The sequence below is a fragment of the Roseovarius sp. A-2 genome, from assembly GCF_002072155.1.
Lineage (GTDB): Bacteria > Pseudomonadota > Alphaproteobacteria > Rhodobacterales > Rhodobacteraceae > Roseovarius.
Genome location: NZ_BDIY01000036.1, coordinates 1 through 16,268, shown reverse-complemented (window position 1 = coordinate 16,268; position 16,268 = coordinate 1). Strand labels below are relative to the sequence as shown.

The 16,268-nt window shown below is 58.7% G+C and carries 14 protein-coding genes and 4 pseudogenes; 7 read left to right on the top strand and 11 right to left on the bottom strand.

The window, feature by feature from the left end:
- Positions 1-89: 89 nt before the first annotated feature.
- On the bottom strand, positions 90-440 hold the full coding sequence (locus BHD06_RS23270) for a hypothetical protein (RefSeq protein ID WP_139784827.1): 351 nt from the start codon (positions 438-440) through the stop codon (positions 90-92).
- A 204-nt stretch (positions 441-644) separates the two neighbouring features.
- Positions 645-1,974: pseudogene (locus BHD06_RS21135) on the bottom strand (IS1380 family transposase); the annotation flags it as partial.
- A gap of 260 nt (positions 1,975-2,234) precedes the next feature.
- On the opposite strand from BHD06_RS21135, the gene BHD06_RS21130 reads away from it, so the two are divergent.
- Entirely contained in the window at positions 2,235-2,414 is a 180-nt protein-coding gene (locus BHD06_RS21130; RefSeq protein WP_080458940.1) for a hypothetical protein, read from the top strand.
- A gap of 92 nt (positions 2,415-2,506) precedes the next feature.
- Here the strand turns inward: BHD06_RS21130 and BHD06_RS21125 are convergent, their stop codons facing one another.
- The 7 genes and pseudogenes from BHD06_RS21125 to BHD06_RS21095 form a co-directional block, all read right to left on the bottom strand.
- Entirely contained in the window at positions 2,507-3,715 is a 1,209-nt protein-coding gene (locus BHD06_RS21125; protein WP_080458939.1) for a GAF domain-containing sensor histidine kinase, read from the bottom strand.
- A gap of 439 nt (positions 3,716-4,154) precedes the next feature.
- Positions 4,155-4,745, bottom strand: a pseudogene (locus BHD06_RS21120) (IS6 family transposase); the annotation flags it as partial.
- Positions 4,746-4,813: 68 nt separating this feature from the next.
- Positions 4,814-6,100, bottom strand: coding sequence for a TRAP transporter large permease (locus BHD06_RS21115; RefSeq protein WP_080458938.1), 1,287 nt, complete (start codon positions 6,098-6,100; stop codon positions 4,814-4,816).
- Positions 6,097-6,594: a TRAP transporter small permease gene (locus tag BHD06_RS21110; RefSeq protein WP_080458937.1), complete on the bottom strand. Its 498-nt coding sequence runs from the start codon at positions 6,592-6,594 to the stop codon at positions 6,097-6,099. Before BHD06_RS21110 ends, BHD06_RS21115 begins: the two co-directional genes overlap by 4 nt.
- 73 nt (positions 6,595-6,667) lie before the next feature.
- Positions 6,668-7,633: a C4-dicarboxylate TRAP transporter substrate-binding protein gene (locus BHD06_RS21105; protein ID WP_080458936.1), complete on the bottom strand. Its 966-nt coding sequence runs from the start codon at positions 7,631-7,633 to the stop codon at positions 6,668-6,670.
- Entirely contained in the window at positions 7,630-8,790 is a 1,161-nt protein-coding gene (locus BHD06_RS21100; RefSeq protein WP_080458935.1) for an AGE family epimerase/isomerase, read from the bottom strand. The genes BHD06_RS21105 and BHD06_RS21100 overlap by 4 nt, the downstream gene beginning before the upstream one ends.
- Positions 8,787-9,428 carry a GntR family transcriptional regulator gene (locus tag BHD06_RS21095; RefSeq protein ID WP_254892550.1) on the bottom strand — a complete coding sequence of 214 codons (642 nt, stop codon included), beginning with the start codon at positions 9,426-9,428 and terminating at the stop codon, positions 8,787-8,789. Before BHD06_RS21095 ends, BHD06_RS21100 begins: the two co-directional genes overlap by 4 nt.
- Positions 9,429-9,600: 172 nt before the next feature.
- Between BHD06_RS21095 and uxuA the strand changes: the two genes are divergently transcribed.
- The 3 genes from uxuA (at position 9,601) to BHD06_RS21080 (ending at position 13,848) form a co-directional block, all read left to right on the top strand.
- Complete coding sequence (gene uxuA, locus BHD06_RS21090; protein WP_080458933.1) at positions 9,601-10,818, top strand: mannonate dehydratase; 1,218 nt, start codon at positions 9,601-9,603, stop codon at positions 10,816-10,818.
- Positions 10,815-12,299: a mannitol dehydrogenase family protein gene (locus BHD06_RS21085; protein WP_080458932.1), complete on the top strand. Its 1,485-nt coding sequence runs from the start codon at positions 10,815-10,817 to the stop codon at positions 12,297-12,299. The genes uxuA and BHD06_RS21085 overlap by 4 nt, the downstream gene beginning before the upstream one ends.
- A 748-nt stretch (positions 12,300-13,047) precedes the next feature.
- Positions 13,048-13,848, top strand: a complete 801-nt coding sequence (locus BHD06_RS21080) for a hypothetical protein (RefSeq protein WP_080458931.1) — start codon at positions 13,048-13,050, stop codon at positions 13,846-13,848.
- Positions 13,849-14,308: 460 nt separating this feature from the next.
- On the opposite strand, the gene hfq is transcribed toward BHD06_RS21080, so the two are convergent.
- On the bottom strand, positions 14,309-14,527 hold the full coding sequence (gene hfq / locus BHD06_RS21075) for an RNA chaperone Hfq (RefSeq protein ID WP_080458930.1): 219 nt from the start codon (positions 14,525-14,527) through the stop codon (positions 14,309-14,311).
- A 386-nt stretch (positions 14,528-14,913) separates the two neighbouring features.
- Here hfq and BHD06_RS24555 point away from each other — a divergent pair.
- The 3 genes and pseudogenes from BHD06_RS24555 to BHD06_RS24850 form a co-directional block, all read left to right on the top strand.
- Positions 14,914-15,151, top strand: a pseudogene (locus BHD06_RS24555) (hypothetical protein); the annotation flags it as partial.
- Between the two features lie 153 nt (positions 15,152-15,304).
- Positions 15,305-15,523, top strand: a complete 219-nt coding sequence (locus BHD06_RS24550; protein ID WP_254892549.1) for a hypothetical protein — start codon at positions 15,305-15,307, stop codon at positions 15,521-15,523.
- A gap of 245 nt (positions 15,524-15,768) precedes the next feature.
- Complete coding sequence (locus BHD06_RS24850; protein WP_139784825.1) at positions 15,769-16,113, top strand: SpoVR family protein; 345 nt, start codon at positions 15,769-15,771, stop codon at positions 16,111-16,113.
- 26 nt (positions 16,114-16,139) lie between these two features.
- Here BHD06_RS24850 and BHD06_RS21055 read toward each other — a convergent pair.
- A pseudogene (locus tag BHD06_RS21055) lies at positions 16,140-16,268 on the bottom strand (IS6 family transposase); the annotation flags it as partial.

The following is a 16,268-nucleotide window of genomic DNA, read 5'->3' as shown; positions in this document are numbered from 1 at the left end:
GGGAAGTAGACTGTATCATGGTGAGGGGACGTACCTTGGAAACTGAGTTTTCTGGCTTCGACAACCAAAAAATACCTGCTTTCAAAAGCTTACGCTACCTTCACCACACCCCCATGAATTATTCGGGCTAGGTCTTCTAGGTATGCTCTTCTGCTGACAGAAAACTCAAAAGACAGCGGCGAGAAGTGCCGGACGATGAATGAAAGGCGCTTAAGTTTCGCATCTCGCAACTCTGGTGACCAGCCGCGAAATTCGCCCTGTAACGCTTTCGCCTCGCTCATTTTTAGGTATTTCAGTTTCGGCTTTTCATCCAAACATTCTTTCCAGGCGTCCGAAAATAACGCCCAGTTTTCAGCACTATTTAGGTAGCCAGCAATAAAAAGTCTCCTATCCCCTTCGTCAGAAGAAGAATCGTCAAAGTATACCTCAAAGAATGCCAAAGGTTTTCCACCCCTCACATCCGACGAATAGCTGTTTAACCCGGATAATTCATGAAGCTGCCTTCATGTGTTCCTGGGGCCGGTTTCACGGATCTCGGGGAGTCGCGCGCATCCGATGTTTGCGTCCGGTTTGCTGGCCGGTCGGTGACTTGGTTGTTGGCTAATATGGATTGATGTTTCGGGGGTGTCGGGGCGCTTGCGTCGGGCTGCTTTCGGTGGGGCGAGCGCGACGAAGAGAAGATGGAGGAGACCCTGTCGCGGACATGATGTTGGCAGTGTGATGATGATCCGGGGCTTCTTCTCGACGATTGTTGCGGCCAGCTTGACGAGATGCAGCCGCAGCGTGTCGAATTGGGCGCGGCACCATGGGGATTTCCTTGGACAGGCGGCGCGCAATTTCCACGAGAGCCAGTAGGCGCAACTGTGCAGCATCAGACGCATCTGGTTGGCGTTCGCCTTCGAGCATGATGTTCGGTCTGATGCGAAATGGGTCTTCCATGCCTTGATGTGGTTTTCGGCCTGACCGGGAGCGGAATAAAGCTTCTCGTAACGATGCTTGCCGCGGCCGCTCTCGAGATTGGCGACGATGTAGCGGGTATCGCGCCCCATTGGGCCAACCCAGACGCGGGCTATCACGGGGCGCGGTTTCGACCACGACTGGGCCGCGTAGGAAAAGGTCTTGAACCGGCGCAGTTTCTGACCGGGTGTGTGTGTAGCGCGCTGCCGTCGACGCCTCCAGAGCCGAGATGTTTTGCGCCAGACGGCCGTTCTTTGACAGACCGAAGACATAGCTCAGCCCGAGCCTGTCACACAGGTCCAGAACCTCCGGGGTGCATAAATGGCTGTCCGCCCGGAGCAGGATTTCCGTCTCGGGCCAATACTTGGCAATCTGCCGGATCAACCGGCGGATATGGGCCGCGCTCTCGGCCCCCTTGGGGCGGCGGGCCGGGCGCAACAGTGTCCCCACGAGTCGGCCCTCACCGTCGAACACGACGATCGGCTGGAAGCCGAACTCGTCGTAGAACGCATTGAACAGGCGCAGTTGCTGGTGGCCATCAAAGGTACCATCTATATCGAGCACGATCCGGCCTGGAGCGCGCGCAAAGGACTGACAGTAGAACCGGACCATCTCGCGACCTATGTGGATCAGCACGCGAGCATCGGGCAGGTTTTCCATGCGCGAAATCGTCGGCTGCGAACATAATGCCGCCCCGGTTTCCGGGCGGCGCTCCAGTGCAATCCTGAAGCTGGGATCGTGCCGCAAGGCGTTCGCGTCATTGCCGTCTTCATACCCAGCTCCGATCATCATGATCCGGAAACGGATGATGTCGCACAGGCTATGCTGAACTTTTGCCGGATCGCGCGGATCGCACAGGCAATCTGCAAGCCGCTGCGCCAGGCCCGCCTTGCGCTCGATCTCGCGCAGCAGCGTCAGCCCTGCGTCGGAGCTCATGTCTGCGCCGTCAAATCCAAGCAGGATCGGCTTGCCATTGAGGGGTGACAAGTGGGGCGTGGAGCACGTAGATTGGACCATGGCGGGGGTCGTCCTCTCAAAAGCTGCGTGTTTGGCAGTAGCACCTAAAATATACAGCATTTCAGATGGTTACGATACCTCCGCCGCCTTCTCGTGAATTATCCGGGCTAAGTGACATATCTGAACATACTCACCGCTATGGCTCTTGCGGCCACAATCCTTACTCTGGGCAGCCGGTCACGGCGCAACCCGTCGGCTGTCCACCGGGCCTTGAAAAGAACAATCCACCATGCGTGCCACCTGAGCAGGCGAAGAAGGATATGACAACAGCAGAGTGGCTGAGCCGCCACCGGATCGGCGGCCGCGTCGATCCCGATAATGTGGACTGGTTCGACGATTACTCGCGTTTTAATCTGCCACCACTTTCTGACGGCCGCCGCTACGCCGTTATCGACGGCATGCTGGTTGCGCAGGACCCCGAGAGCTACGAGCTTCTGTAGCTCATCCGATCCGCCGCCGCTGTTCTCGATTGAGAATCCCTTGTCAGAACCGCGCGGTCAAAAACGGTGATTTTGCCACTATAAGTTTCCACTTAAGCTATCTCTGTACGCCAAACCGGCAGTCGAATTATAGCGCTGGTGATGTCCGGCTCAGACCGGACTTCGAAATCGCCGCCATGAAGCTCTACCAACTTGCGCGTCAATGGAAGACCAAGACCCAAACCACCTTGCGTGCCCCGATGGTTGATGTCGCCGCCGACCACGAAAGGCTCATAAAGCTTTGCCAGTTCGACATGTTCACCCAGATTGCCGTTGTCAGTGACATACAGCTCGATATTTCCCTCTGCATCAGGCCTGGCACCGACCTTAATGTCTTGACCGCCATGATTGATCGCATTGAGTGCCAGAGCATTCAGCGCAATTTTGATCTGCTCCGGGTCAAGTAAGATCAACTGTGCCAATGAGCTCTCATCCAGAGAAACTGACTTGAGGATACCGTCAGAGCCCGGCAGTTGCAGGTCAGTGATTTCTGCAAACAGGTCCCTCAGTTCGCAACGGCGTTCGTTCAACCGGAGCTCACCTGTTGAAGCATCGCTGAACGCAATTACCGCTTCCACAAGACGCACCAACTGTTCGGTAGATTTGCGCGCGCCCCGCATCAGTTTCGGATTTACGCCACTGTCAGCTGTAGCTTCCAGAAGTTGGAGGCTGCCGCACAGAATGGTGAGCGGTGTCCTTAATTCATGTCCGATCAGGGTGATGAAGGTGGTTTTCGCTTCTTCATCTTCTGTCTGAACCGCAGGCTTAGGCGGAACGCCTTCGAGGGCCGCAACCACAGCTTTGCCCAAGTCTGCAAGTACGGCCATCTGTTGATCCGTGGGGGTATCGTGCGGAACGAGGTCGAGACCGCAGAGACTGCCAAAACGTTGCCCCGATGAAAGTACCAGAGGCACTCCGGCATAGTACCGAGCTTCAGGTCCCCCCTTTGCGACCATCGGGTGTCGCTTGAATCGCGGGTCTTTGCTCAAGTCAGGGACCACGAGTGGTTCATTTGACATGATCGTGTGCGCACAAAAGCTATTATCTTTGGGCATACGTTCCAACTCTATCCCGACGACAGCCTTGTACCATTGAGTATCGTCTTCAACGACGCTGATATGGGCGATGGGACAGTCAAGAAGTTTTCTTGTTGCCTCGCAAATAACTTCGAAAACGGCGTCGTTCTCAGCTCTCAGCCCGGGGGCCGCAAAGAGGGATCGTAGACGGGCCTCTTCATTAAACGGGATAGGATACGTTCTCATAGTCAAGGCTTCTTTCTAATCCGACATGTTTTCAGAAGTTCCAAATAGGTAACCTGCTCCCAATCCTTTTCAAATTATGTTCGTGCCTTGTATCGGTCGTAGTCGTAGGGGTACAAATGGTGATTATCGCCGGTGGTAGAAAAAGCCAGAGTCGCACTGTTCAGGCGTCTCTCCATGATCATGCATGCGATGATGCGTGACGGGACCGAGTTCCAGATCACATAACGGAGATCACGAAAACAAACGCGAGGATTCCTATTGCGGGTTTCGGTAATTCCCGGACACGGATTTCAGTAATTCCCGGACACGCGTTTCGGTAATTCCCGGACAGGGATTTCGCTAATTCCCGGACAGCTCTGGGGAGGCTTGGGCACGGTTGGTCATCGCCTGCGCCGTCACGGCATTCTGCCGGTCTTGAACAAGACACAAAAGATCGGACACTCTCCATGGAGACGAATCGCTGCAATCCACCCGGTGATCGGAACCCTTGCATTACCAGCTCTCGCTTCCTGAAGGGCAAGTGGCTGTTCTCGGCGCGATTGTTGAGGCCCTTGTGCGACCAATGATCCAGCCCGGGCACGAGTTCGCGCTTGGCCGCGCCATATGAGCGAAGCTTGTCTGTGATGATCCGCCTGGGCACGAAACCCCAGCGTTTCATCAGCCGGACCAAGAGCCGCTTTGCCGCGCGCTTGTCCCGCCGGGCCTGGAGGATTTCATCCAAGACAACACCGTCCTGATCGACGGCACGCCAGAGCCAGAATGACCGGCCCGCGATCTTCACCACGACTTCATCCAGATGCCAGACATCGCCAGGACGGCGCTGGCGCCGCCGCAGGTTCCTGGCGATCTGCGGCCCAAACTTCGCAGTCCAGCGTCGAACAGTTTCATAAGATAGGTCGATACCGCGCTCGAGCAGCATCTCCTCGACCTCCCGCAGGCTCAGATTGAACCGGACGTACAGCCAGACCGCATGGGCGATGATCTCGGGCGGAAAACGGTGGCGCTTGTGGCTGATGGACGATCCCTGCATCGGCGTCAACTACGTCCGATTCGCGGTGCGGGCAATTGCAGGTGGGTTAATGTGACAACACCTGCGGATCACATCAGTTTATCAGGCAGAAAAAGAACGATTTGCGGGAAGAGGATCATCAGCGTTACCATCGCCAACACCGCAGCCGCCAGCGGCAGCATCTGAATCGTGTAATCGCGATAGGAACAGCGCAGAATGCCGCAAACGGTGAACATGGATACACCGACGGGCGGGGTCATGCCGCCAAAGGTGACAAGCGTCATCATCACTAGGCCAAAATGCACCGGGTCGATGCCCGCCGCGGTCACCACGGGAACCAGGATCGGGGTCAACAGCATCACCAACACCGTCGCCTCGACCAGCATCCCGAGGAACAGAAGGAACCCGGATACCACGAACAGCAGGACTGTCGGATCGGTGATTGCGGTCAGCATGAATTCGGCGATGGACTGTGGCACCCTCTCAAAGGTAATGACAAAGCCGAACGTCCCCGAAAATAGAATGATCAACATGATCATCCCGATGTCGCGCAGGCTTTGAATGAGCGCGTCAAGCAGTTTGGCCAGCGTCAACTCGCGGTAAATGAACAAGCCGATGATCAAGGCATAGGCCACGGCGAAGGCACCGGCCTCAGAGGGCGTGAAGAATCCAAAGCGGATCCCGACTAGCAGCCAGATCGGAAACAGAATTGCCCAGAACCCGTCTTTCAGGTCGCGTCCGACCTCGTAGAGCGTCGGTAGCCGGTCGTTGGCAGGCTCGTAGCCGTCCCTACGGGCAACGAACCAGGTCGCGATCATCAGCGTGGAGAGGAGCAGAAACCCTGGCATGATGCCGGCAATAAAAAGTCGCCCGATGGAGACTTCGCCTAGATAACCGTAAAGAATCAACCCGAGACTGGGTGGGAGGGTTGCGGTGATGAGACCACCAATGGCTAGAACGGCTCCGGTGAAACCTCGGTTATAGCCTTTCTCCACCATCGGCTCACCCAAGATGCGCGCTTGCATGGCCGCGTCGGCCACGGCCGATCCGGACACCCCGCCCATCAGGGTCGACAAAACCAGCGTCGATTGCGCCAGTCCGCCGCGCATCCACCCGGTCAGGGTGGTCGAAAGCCCCACCAATCGCGATGTGATGCCAGCGGAATTCATCAGGTTACCCAGAAGAATAAAGAGCGGCACGGCGAGCAAAGGGAATGACTGGCTAGCGGCGACGATCCTCTGGACGGCGGTGGAGTCGGGCAGAAAGGTCGACGGGAGCAGGAAGTAACTTGCGCCAGCGATTCCAATGGCGAAGGCCACGGGCATACCAGCCGCGATCAGGATCAAGGCTGCGACGAGGATCAGGGTGGAGATCATAGTAGTTCCTCCGATTCGTCACCGTCTGATGTGATGGCACCCAAAAAGCCTTGTCCGACAAGTCGGCGGAGGAGCGACACGATCAAAAGCGCGGCACCCGCTGGTACGGCCAGCGTCACCAATCCATAGGAAAGACCGGAGGCACCAAGCTCGCGTTGCCAATTGCTCATTGATAATTGCCAACCAAGAAGAGAAATGAAGCCAAGAAATCCCAGGATCATTGCCGCGTGGATCGCGGCCAACGCCGCCTGTAGTCGCGGCGGGGCCTGGTCCACAAGAGCTGAAACGCGTATATGCGCGCCCGATTTCATGGCAAGATCCGCACCAAACATGACAGTCCAGATCAGGAATAACTGCGCAAACTGGGGGGCCGACGTCACCGGCATACCCAGACTGCGACCGACCGCTGCAACCAGCACGGCGGCTACCGTCGCCGCCAGTGCCAGTAGGCCGACGGTCAGTTCGATCCAGTCGTAAAGCTTCCAAAAGATCATCTGCACCACTTGCCTTATTTGCAGTCATGACGACCCCGCGACGGGCGTCGCCGGTTCGTTTGGCCTTTTTGTCCTACGGAAGGTAAGGGGCAAGTGTCTCGCGGGCTTCGGTCAGGCCAACCTCACTATAAACACCGGCTGTTGCTTCTTTGAATGGCGCCAAGTCGACGTCATTGAACGCAACGCCCGAGGCTTCCATATCAGCCTGAACCTCTGCAAGCTTGGTGACTGTGGCCTGCGTGGCCTCGTCGCCTGCCGCAGACAATTCTTCCGCTACGATAGCGCGCAGGTCTTCAGGCAGTTCGCTCCACCACGCGTCCGAGGTCGCAAGGCCGGTAAACAACTGGATGTGGTTGGTTAGCGCGACGTTGGTTGTCACCTCGTGCAGCTTGATGCCAAACGCGCCGGTCAACTGCGCTTCGGCTCCGTCAATGGCGCCAAGTTGCAGCGCCGAATAAACCTCGGCCCAGGCCATCGGTGCCGGTGTAGCGCCCATTGCAGCCACCGTCGCGATCCAGCTTGGTGCATCGATAGTGCGGACCCGGACGCTGCCCAGGTCAGCAGGCTTCTCAATCAGTTTTTGACTGAACATTTGCCGGGTGCCTTGAAACCAGTTGTAGTTCAGCAGGCGGATGCCGGAACTTTCGGCCAGCTCGTCTACCCATTTGTCGTAGACCGGCGACGTGGTGACGGCAGCATATTGGGAATAATCATCGACCAGATACGGCGCGGCAAGGATGCCCAGCTCTTTCTTGAAGGGCGCAAGGCGGCCGGCGTCGACCAGCACGGCGATGGGCGCTCCGCCGCGGATCTGTTCCAGCACGTCGTTGTCCTCGCCCAGCTGCGAGCTGGGATAGATCGTAATCGTGACCTTGCCTTCGGTCCGCTCCTCAATGCGCTCCTTTGCACTTTGCATGGCGATCACGAGTGGATCCTGTAGAACCTGCGATGTCGATAAATTTAGTTTGTATTGTGCCGATGCCGCACCTGCGATCGCCAGAAACAATCCCGTGATCGCAGCGAGTCTCTTGATGTTCATGTTGTCGTCTCCTTTTGAAAAGTTTTCGTTTGTGGCAAGTCATCAATTGGCCATAGGCCCGCGCGTGCGCCTTCGGTGACAAAGAGAGCGACGTGGTAAATCAAGCGGCTCAGCGCGGTAGGCCCGAGGATGCGGCCGTCGCCGTCAAGCCGATTGGACCACACTGGATTAGAGCCGCCCGCGAAATAACGCTCGAAGATCAGTTTCCCGATGGCGCGGGTGCGTTCTGGCGCACCGGTTGCTGCGTGGAATTTGCCCGCCTCGGTCAACGGCCAAAGCAGATGCGTTGCCTCAGTCACGCGGCCTGCTTCATCCACCGCATCGAACGGCGCTCCGATCATGGGTCCATCGCGACGTAGACCGTGCGCCTCGACAAATGCGATCATTCGGTCCGCCATAACGCGGGCCATGGGATCGCCGCCGAAGTCAGCAAAACGGTGCAGAAGCCAAGCCCATTCGTATTGATGGCCCGGCTCGCGCCGCAAGCCTTCCGGCGTGGTGAGGGGTGCAAGCCCAGGACCCACGAATTCGCGAACTGCACCCGTGTCAGGGTCGACAAAATGTTGCTTCGCGAGCTGAACCAGATGCGTGGCACGGTCCAGCCAGACGGCGTCGCCCGTCATCTCGAAGGCCTGGAGTGCGGCTTCGAGCATGTGCATATGCGGATTCTGCGCGCGCATCGCACCGACACCTGCGCCGTCGACCCCCATTGTGTCATCGTCCCAAAGCGCCCCGGTGGCGGGCTCGGTCAGTTCTTCCTCGATGAAACGCCACAGATCGGTGATCCGCGAGGCGGGCACCGCGTCCGGATCAACTCGCCGCAGTGTGGTCAAAGCCAGCAGGGCGAAAGATTGGTCATAGCTGCGCTGCAGGGCGTTCTCCGTCGACAGTCGGTAGCCGCCGGTAGCATCACGTAGCGCAAGGTCCATGAAGCAGTAAATCCCGCGCGCGGCCTCCAACAGGCGCGCATCTTTGGTCACCAGATACAGGTGCGTCAGCGCGAATATGGTTCGGGCCTGTGTCAACGTCGTGGCCGCCGAGGTATCGGTTTCGGCTTCCAGGCTCATCGCCTCGACCACGGCACCATCCGCAGTCGTCGCGCGGTCAAGCCAGCGGGGCAGAAAATCCACGACAAACCACAGCGCGTCGCGAGTCATCGTGCGCCCTGCCGAAAAAAATCCGGGAACATGGCGGCGACCGAAGGTAAATCTTCCAGGATGAGCCGCAGGTGGCGGCGCATCCGCTGCTCCGCTTCGTCGGCGTCGCCTTTGCGGATCGCATCGACAATCTCGCTGTGCTGGCGGACAAGAGTAGCGCGCGGAAAATTCCGCGCGCTAAGATATCGGACCCGGTCCATTTGTGTCTTGAGCGGTTGCAGGAACTCCCATCCGTCCTTCTGTCCCGCAACCTCGGCCAGTTGCCGGTGAAACGCCTCATCTGCAGCGATGAATGGTTGTGGACCCTCGATGTTGATAGCTTCCGCTTGGGTGGCGAGCGTGGCCTCCAGCTCGGCTACATCAGCCGGTGTTGCCAAGGAGGCGACGCGGCGGACGATGTCTGCCTCGACAGCCTCGCGGACGAACTGTGCGGAAACAACGGCGGAAATAAGGATACGGCTGACATAACTGCCGCGTTGCGGCCGCACCTCGATCAGCGATGCATCTGCAAGCCTGATGAATGCCTCTCGGACCGGCTGCCGACTGATACAGTAGGCCGTGGCGATTTCTGCCTCCGACAGCCGGGTGCCGGGGGCCAGTTCGCCACGAACGATCCGGTTGCGCAGCAATCGGATCAACTGCGGTCCGACGGCCTTGGCGCTCTCGAGCCGATCAATAGTGTCGTTACCTCTGCCGACCATTCCGTGTCTCCTCCCGCCATGGGAAATAATGAAAATTACCATACTAGTCAACAATAAGTTTTCGCGCTATTGTTTGCCTAATGTGAAGTGCCTGTGAAGGAGAGCGGCGATGCAACAGACTTGGCGATGGTTCGGCCCACAAGATCGCGTTTCAGTGGACGACATGCTGCAGGCAGGTGTGCAAGGGGTTGTATCCGCCCTGCACCATGTGCCGACTGGGGCCGTCTGGACTCCGGACGCAATCTTGGAACGTCAGGCGCAGATCGGACGGATGGCCGATCGCACACCCTCGGGCCTTGCTTGGAGCGTGGTCGAGAGCCTTCCCGTCTCGGAAGACATCAAGCGGCAGACGGGTGACTGGCGCGCCCATTTAGACAGCTGGAAAAATTCGCTGCGCAATCTTCATGATGCCGGTATCCGCGTCATCTGCTATAATTTCATGCCGATCCTGGACTGGACACGCACTGATCTTGCCCATCGCCTGTCGAGTGGTGCGACGTGCATGCGCTTCCATCTACCGACATTCGCAGCGTTCGATCTCCACATCCTGAAGCGACCCGGCGCCGCGCAGGACTATTCCGATGAAACGAACGAGGCGGCGAACGCGGTCTTCGCCACCATGGACGACGCCGTCCGCGAACGACTGGTCCGCAATGTCGTATTCGGACTTCCAGGTGCGGCTGAAAGTTTCTCGCTTGAAGATCTGCGGCACCATCTTGCCGCTTATGACGGGCTTGGAGAGGACGGCCTGCGCGCGAATTTGATCGATTTCCTTTCGGAAGTCGCACCGCTGGCCATGGAACTGGACATGCGCCTTTGTTGTCATCCCGACGATCCGCCCGTTCCGTTGCTGGGCCTGCCACGCATCATGTCCACCGAAAGCGATTACACGCGCATCATGCAGATGGTCGATTTGCCTGCCAACGGCATCACGCTCTGCTCCGGCTCACTTGGCGCGCGGCCGGATAACGATTTGCCCGGTATGATGGATCGGCTGGGCGACCGGGTGCATTTCCTACACCTACGCAACGTGCAACGCGAATCGCCCGACATTCAGGGCAGCTTCTACGAGTCTGCGCATCTGGAAGGCGACACCGACATGGTTGCCCTGATCGCCGCGGTTATCCGCCAGGAAGCCGCGCGCCGCGCGTCGGGGCGCGACGACGCCTCTATCCCGTTTCGGCCCGATCACGGACAGGACATCCTCGACGATCTGACACGGCGGGCACAACCGGGATACCCCGCTATCGGACGGTTGAAGGGGCTCGCGGAACTGCGCGGCATTTTAGCCGCACTGACGCGTCACGACGTCGGGCTGCAAGCATGATCCCGCGCCTCACCCGTCTGTCGGACGTGACTGGCCTCGCCTCGATCCCATCCTACGATCCGGCCGCGCATGGCCTAGGGATCGTGCATCTGGGCCTCGGCGCCTTCCACCGCGCCCATCAAGCTGTCATGACCGACGATGCCCTGTCTCGGGACGGCGGCGACTGGCGCATCGTGTCGGTCAGCCTGCGCAGCCGCGACGTAGCGCAGGCGCTTGCACCGCAAAACTGCCTTTATACCGTGATCGAGCGCGACGCGGGTGGGATGAAAGGCCGGATTATTGCCTCGATCAGCACAGTGATTGCTGCCGATCCGGACAAGACACTGAAAGCGCTTTGCAATCCCGCCGTCCGTATCGTTACGCTGACCGTTACGGAAAAGGGTTATGGTATCGACCGCGCCACTGGCGCACCGGACAGTACAAATCCGGTGGTGAGCGCCGATATCGCGGCCCCCGACGCGCCCTCAGGCGTGCTGGGGCTGCTTGTCGCCGCGCTGCGTAGGCGCAGGCGCGATGACATCGCGCCATTCGCCATCCTGTGCTGTGACAATCTTCCCTCGAACGGTCAATTTCTACGCGGTGGAGTGTTGGGTTTCGCACGCGCCGTCGATCCGGATCTGGCGGGCTGGATCGAACGCGAAGTCGCCTTTCCGTCGAGCATGGTCGATAGAATCACCCCCGCCTCCACCGACGCAACCTTGCGCGACGCGGAAACCCTGACGGGTTGCAGAGATTGCGCCGCGATTGAGACCGAGACATTTCTGCAATGGGTGATCGAGGACTACTTTCCGCATGGTCGGCCAGCTTGGGAAGCGGGCGGTGCCTTGTTTGTGGACGATGTAGAACCCTATGAACAGATGAAGCTCAGGATGCTGAACGGTGCCCATTCTATGCTGGCCTATGCCGGGTTCCTTTCCGGGCATACATTTGTTCGCGACGTGATGACGGATCGGGCTTTGGCGGCGTTGGTTTTGCGCCATCTCGAGGCGGCCGCGGACAGTTTGTCTCCCCTGTCCGGCGTCGATTTCGCTCATTACGCGCGGGACTTGCAGGACAGGTTTCGCAACCCCACCATGGCCCACCGAACGCGGCAGATCGCGATGGATGGAACCGTGAAGATGCCGCAACGGATCTGGTCACCCGCCGCTGAGGCACTTGAAGCAGGACGCGACATAGGTGCCTTTGCCTTCGCCACCGCCGCATGGATGCGATATTGTCTTGGAATTGACGAGTCTGGCGAAACCTTTGCCTTGTGCGACCCCAGGGAAGACGAGATTGGCGCGGCAGTCGGTCCCCAGCCCCGTGACGCAGTCGGTATCTCGGACGCTTTGCACGGATTGCCGGGCTTGGTCCCTGAAACATTGCGCGACCACTCCGGCTGGCGACAAGCCGTCGATGATAGGCTCGCCACAATGCTGGAAATTGGCGTGACGGCAGCGATCGCGCATGAAAGAGGCCGTGTTGTATGGGTTAAGAATTAGCCGGAACGCACCCTTACCCATGAATAGGTTCAGGTGGCCGCCACGAATGCGGGGCGGCCCGGTTCGATCGTTTTTTGAGTGCGCTGACGCCGATCCTGACTTCCGTCTTCTGGTTTTCGAGGCTCCGCGCCTTCAGTTTTGACCCGATGACACCGCAGCCGCTCTTGTGCAGGTTGTGTCGCAAACTTTCTGTCTGACTTTCGCCGTGTCGAGCTTTTCGCTATGCCCGCTGCGGCTCGGTAGCAGAATGTCGAAGGACGGGGTGATCAGATTCAAGGGCAGCCATTATCCGAAGCATGTCATCGGTGTTGTCACATTAACCCACCTGCAATTGCCCGCACCGCGAATCGGACGTAGTTGACGCCGATGCCTCCGGCAAACGTGGAGCAGCGCGCATCGCCATTCCGATCCGGAAACTTGCTGACCTCCCGGTTCTGTCACCCCAGTGATCCGGGAATGGACGACCGGCAGAAAGCAGATTTCCCGGGATTTCTCTGATTACCCACAGTTCCTGTAGTTCCAACACTTCAATCAGCCGTTTTCCGTGCGCTCACAGTCACTTCGCATGGCAGCCGCCACAGTGTTGCGGACTATCCCGACAACGATGCGGGCCGGCTCTCGGGCATTGCGGACTGCGCCGCCGGACTTGCGGGCGCCTGCATTTGAACCGCTGGATAATTTCCTGTTTTTGCGGGCGGAGAAACGGACCCATTTCCCCGGCTCCACGACATGCAACGGAGCTCTCGAAATGCCGACCGATAACGGGAAAGTCATGATCCCCTGGCGCCTTGCCGAAACCATTCTCGAAACTAGGTTGTCGACGACAACGCTGCGCCTGTTGTTCTCGATGCTTCACCGGCTTGACCTCGCGGATGTGTGCGGACCCGGTGCACCGGCCGATCCGCCCGCGACCTGGGCCGCTTGCGCCGACCTACGCGCCCGCGTCGGTCCCCGGTGCCCCAACGGGGCCCGCGACTTCCACGCGGCGATGGACGAGCTTTTGCGGGCAGAGATTCTGGTCGCGGCGGATCTGCTCAACAGAAACACCGATTTCCAATGGCGGTTCGCACCCTGGGTCTGGTCACACATGCGCGTCCGGGACTGGTCGAATTACGTGCTGGTCGATCTGGTTGAGCTCGGACAATGCAACTCATGGTACACCGTCATGCTCTACATCAGAATGCGCAAGCTCTACGGTAGCGACGCACCGCAGTTCCAAATGGCGATCGATCCGAAAAGATCAATCGCGGCGCAGACCAGACGGCTGACCGAGGCAACACGGCGTGTTGCGAGTATTCTGAACGTGGTCTGCTACATCGGCCTCGAACACGCCCGGCACGCCCCAATCCCCGAGCGCTTCGTCATCAAACTCACGCATCCAGGCACCCGGTGGAAGAAACACGCGTACCTCAAGTTCCGTCCGAATTCTCAGGTCTGGCGGGTGGACTGCATCGGAACCCGTCGGTTCGACACACGCTCAGTCAGCAAGTTACGGGCCGATCTGATGGTAAAAGAAGACGAGGGGCTGGAGCATCAGTTGCCGAGATGACGGACATCCGCGCGCCGCCGCAGGCGGAAGGCGTAGCCGACGCCTGAGCACTGGCCGCTCTCGATCGCTTCAAGCCGATCGGCGGCCGCGCACACCGAGGTATCGCCGCGAGGTCGCCGCCACTCCCCATCCGTTCAAGGTCGACGCCTCTCTTCCTTCCCACGCAAATGGTTTGATTTACTATACCTCAGCGTCCGAGCGGTTCGCTTTTGTAGATCTTGAGCGGCATGCGAAAAACTTCTGGAAGCGGGTATTTAAGCGGCATTTTGACACGGCCCTGAGGCTTGCTCAGCCAGAAAGGAGAGGCCGGTCCGGCTAGCTCCGCCACACCGATCGGCCTCGATGAAAGGCTTTCAGTCGGGCCATTTACAGCGGTTTCATCCCCACGCTGCATCCTTTCCCTCAAATCGCCTGAACCAAGCTGTCGGTTAAATTCGGCGGCGGCCTTGGATGGCGATTCTCAGAGATCAAATTCCCCGCTCGGAATGATCGTTGAAATCGAAGATTTGAGAACGAGTTGGGTCTGACCCGCTCGCCGAAGAGCGAGAGAAAAGAGATCATGCCGCACGACATGGCCCTGCAGCTTGACACCATTGATCAAGAATACGGTCGCCGGCACCGCTTGTCCCTCAAGCGCAGCCAGAAAGCCGTCTTGCAACGTGTTGTTCTTCGCGGCCATCAAGCCCTCTCCTTGTCCGTTGCACTACGCGACCTGTTCTCGCTACACGCGGGAGGCAAACATCTGACTGTGCGGAACTGCAAGAACATCTTTTTAATTTCCAGGTGATCCCGGCTGGATTCGGTCAACCGCCCATGGCCAGATACAGCGACACCGCTCGTCTATTGGGCGTTGAAAGCTGAGACATCACGCTCTTTGCGCTCTTCATGCTTGAGCTTTTTCCCCCGGAGAGGCCCGCTGCCGGCGTGGCCGCGATCTATTTCATCTTCGGGTATGTTCGCCCAGATGGGTTGTTTTGGTGTCTGCTGTCTGCCTCGGGAAAGTGTGGAATCTGGATCGACGCGCCAGGCAACGCAACCGAAATCCACAACTTTGCGACACTACCCGTCAACAAGGAGATCAAGCGACGGACCAACGTCGTCGGGGTTCGTCGGGAAAACAGCGCCCCACGCTGTTTTCTGATCCTTCTCACTCCCGAACCGTGAAGCCGTGATCCGGCTCATCGGCGCGCTGATGCTGGAGCAGAACGACGAATGGGCCGTCTCCCGCCGCTACATGCCGGTGGAAAAGCTGACCGCCATGTGCCACGATGAAAGTGAGACGGCGATGATTGCCGCTCAGTGAACGAGCAGCACCAGCTATGAAGAAGCAGGTGGACGCCAGTTCCGACACCGGCATCGTCAACTTATCGGATCTAGCCGAAAAGTTGACGATGCCCTTGCGGCACATCTTTTCGTCCGCGGTGGTTGGATCGGGTGCGGAGCGGCCGCGGATGATATGGGCTTTCCCCTCAAGTTCATGGGCGTGCTCGACCGCTTCCTCGGAAAGCGCCAGTGTGGGTGCATGAAAAACAACGCGGTCGTTTTCGGCCAGGTCCGCAAGCACCTCTCGCGCTACCCGACTTTTGCCGGCCCCAGGACTTGCCGCAATAACTATGGCAGGAACAGAAGCGCCTTCCAGCGCGTCACCGATTTCGACAAGATTTTCGATGGCTGACGTGAGGGCCAGCCTGAGGTTGGGCTCCGCGTTGGCCAACCTGGTGAACATCGTGGTCGGCGCGGGGGTCTTTGCTTTGAATGCGCCGTGCCCGCCAAAGCGGCCGACCAGGTCTCGGGGCGGGATGGTGTTCGACATGATCGTTCCTCGAATTGTTGTATCGAAGGAATTCGGTCGATCCGTCTTGGCAGAGAAACTTTCATTTCAAGAAAGTGTCACACGGGTAATGATTACCTATAATCGGCATGACACCAAGTTTGCGCCGATCTCGTGCGGATCTGACCGGGTCTAAACCAATAGTTCATGTCCGCGACCCATCGCGTCGGCTCGTCGCGGACGGGACACCACCCGCACGTGATTTCATTGCCAACAGCGAATCCCAATATGGCGAGCGCGAGGTAGAACAACTTCTTGATGCCGCCCATTCGCTGATGCAGGCCAGCGTGTTTCGTCACCGCCGCCCCGCCACGACTTCCCTCCGCGGAGAGCGCGAGCGAAAGCGTGACCGACTGCGTGACGAGGAAGCTGCGGCAACGGCATTGCCAAGTTGTCTGATGCTGGGCGCGGTTAGCCGGCAGCCGTGTCGTTAGGCGGTCATCTCAAGGGCGTATCCGTGCTACAGGTCAAAAGCGTCCGATCTGGTCTGGCGGTAGGTGTTAGCTGGCATTCGGTAGCGGCGGGGGCGGAAAACGATATTGATCTGGTCGTGGGCGGCGAGGAACCTTTGAGCCTGGCGCGGGGACTT

What these genes read in the sequence shown, in the direction of transcription:
- BHD06_RS21130 (WP_080458940.1), top strand. Translation starts at nt 2,235, where the DNA reads ATGACAACAGCAGAGTGGCTGAGCCGCCACCGGATCGGCGGCCGCGTC.
- BHD06_RS21125 (WP_080458939.1), bottom strand. Translation starts at nt 3,715, where the DNA reads ATGAGAACGTATCCTATCCCGTTTAATGAAGAGGCCCGTCTACGATCC.
- BHD06_RS21115 (WP_080458938.1), bottom strand. Translation starts at nt 6,100, where the DNA reads ATGATCTCCACCCTGATCCTCGTCGCAGCCTTGATCCTGATCGCGGCT.
- BHD06_RS21110 (WP_080458937.1), bottom strand. Translation starts at nt 6,594, where the DNA reads ATGATCTTTTGGAAGCTTTACGACTGGATCGAACTGACCGTCGGCCTA.
- BHD06_RS21105 (WP_080458936.1), bottom strand. Translation starts at nt 7,633, where the DNA reads ATGAACATCAAGAGACTCGCTGCGATCACGGGATTGTTTCTGGCGATC.
- BHD06_RS21100 (WP_080458935.1), bottom strand. Translation starts at nt 8,790, where the DNA reads ATGACTCGCGACGCGCTGTGGTTTGTCGTGGATTTTCTGCCCCGCTGG.
- uxuA (WP_080458933.1), top strand. Translation starts at nt 9,601, where the DNA reads ATGCAACAGACTTGGCGATGGTTCGGCCCACAAGATCGCGTTTCAGTG.
- BHD06_RS21085 (WP_080458932.1), top strand. Translation starts at nt 10,815, where the DNA reads ATGATCCCGCGCCTCACCCGTCTGTCGGACGTGACTGGCCTCGCCTCG.
- BHD06_RS21080 (WP_080458931.1), top strand. Translation starts at nt 13,048, where the DNA reads ATGCCGACCGATAACGGGAAAGTCATGATCCCCTGGCGCCTTGCCGAA.
- hfq (WP_080458930.1), bottom strand. Translation starts at nt 14,527, where the DNA reads ATGGCCGCGAAGAACAACACGTTGCAAGACGGCTTTCTGGCTGCGCTT.
- BHD06_RS24550 (WP_254892549.1), top strand. Translation starts at nt 15,305, where the DNA reads ATGGGCTTTCCCCTCAAGTTCATGGGCGTGCTCGACCGCTTCCTCGGA.
- BHD06_RS24850 (WP_139784825.1), top strand. Translation starts at nt 15,769, where the DNA reads ATGACACCAAGTTTGCGCCGATCTCGTGCGGATCTGACCGGGTCTAAA.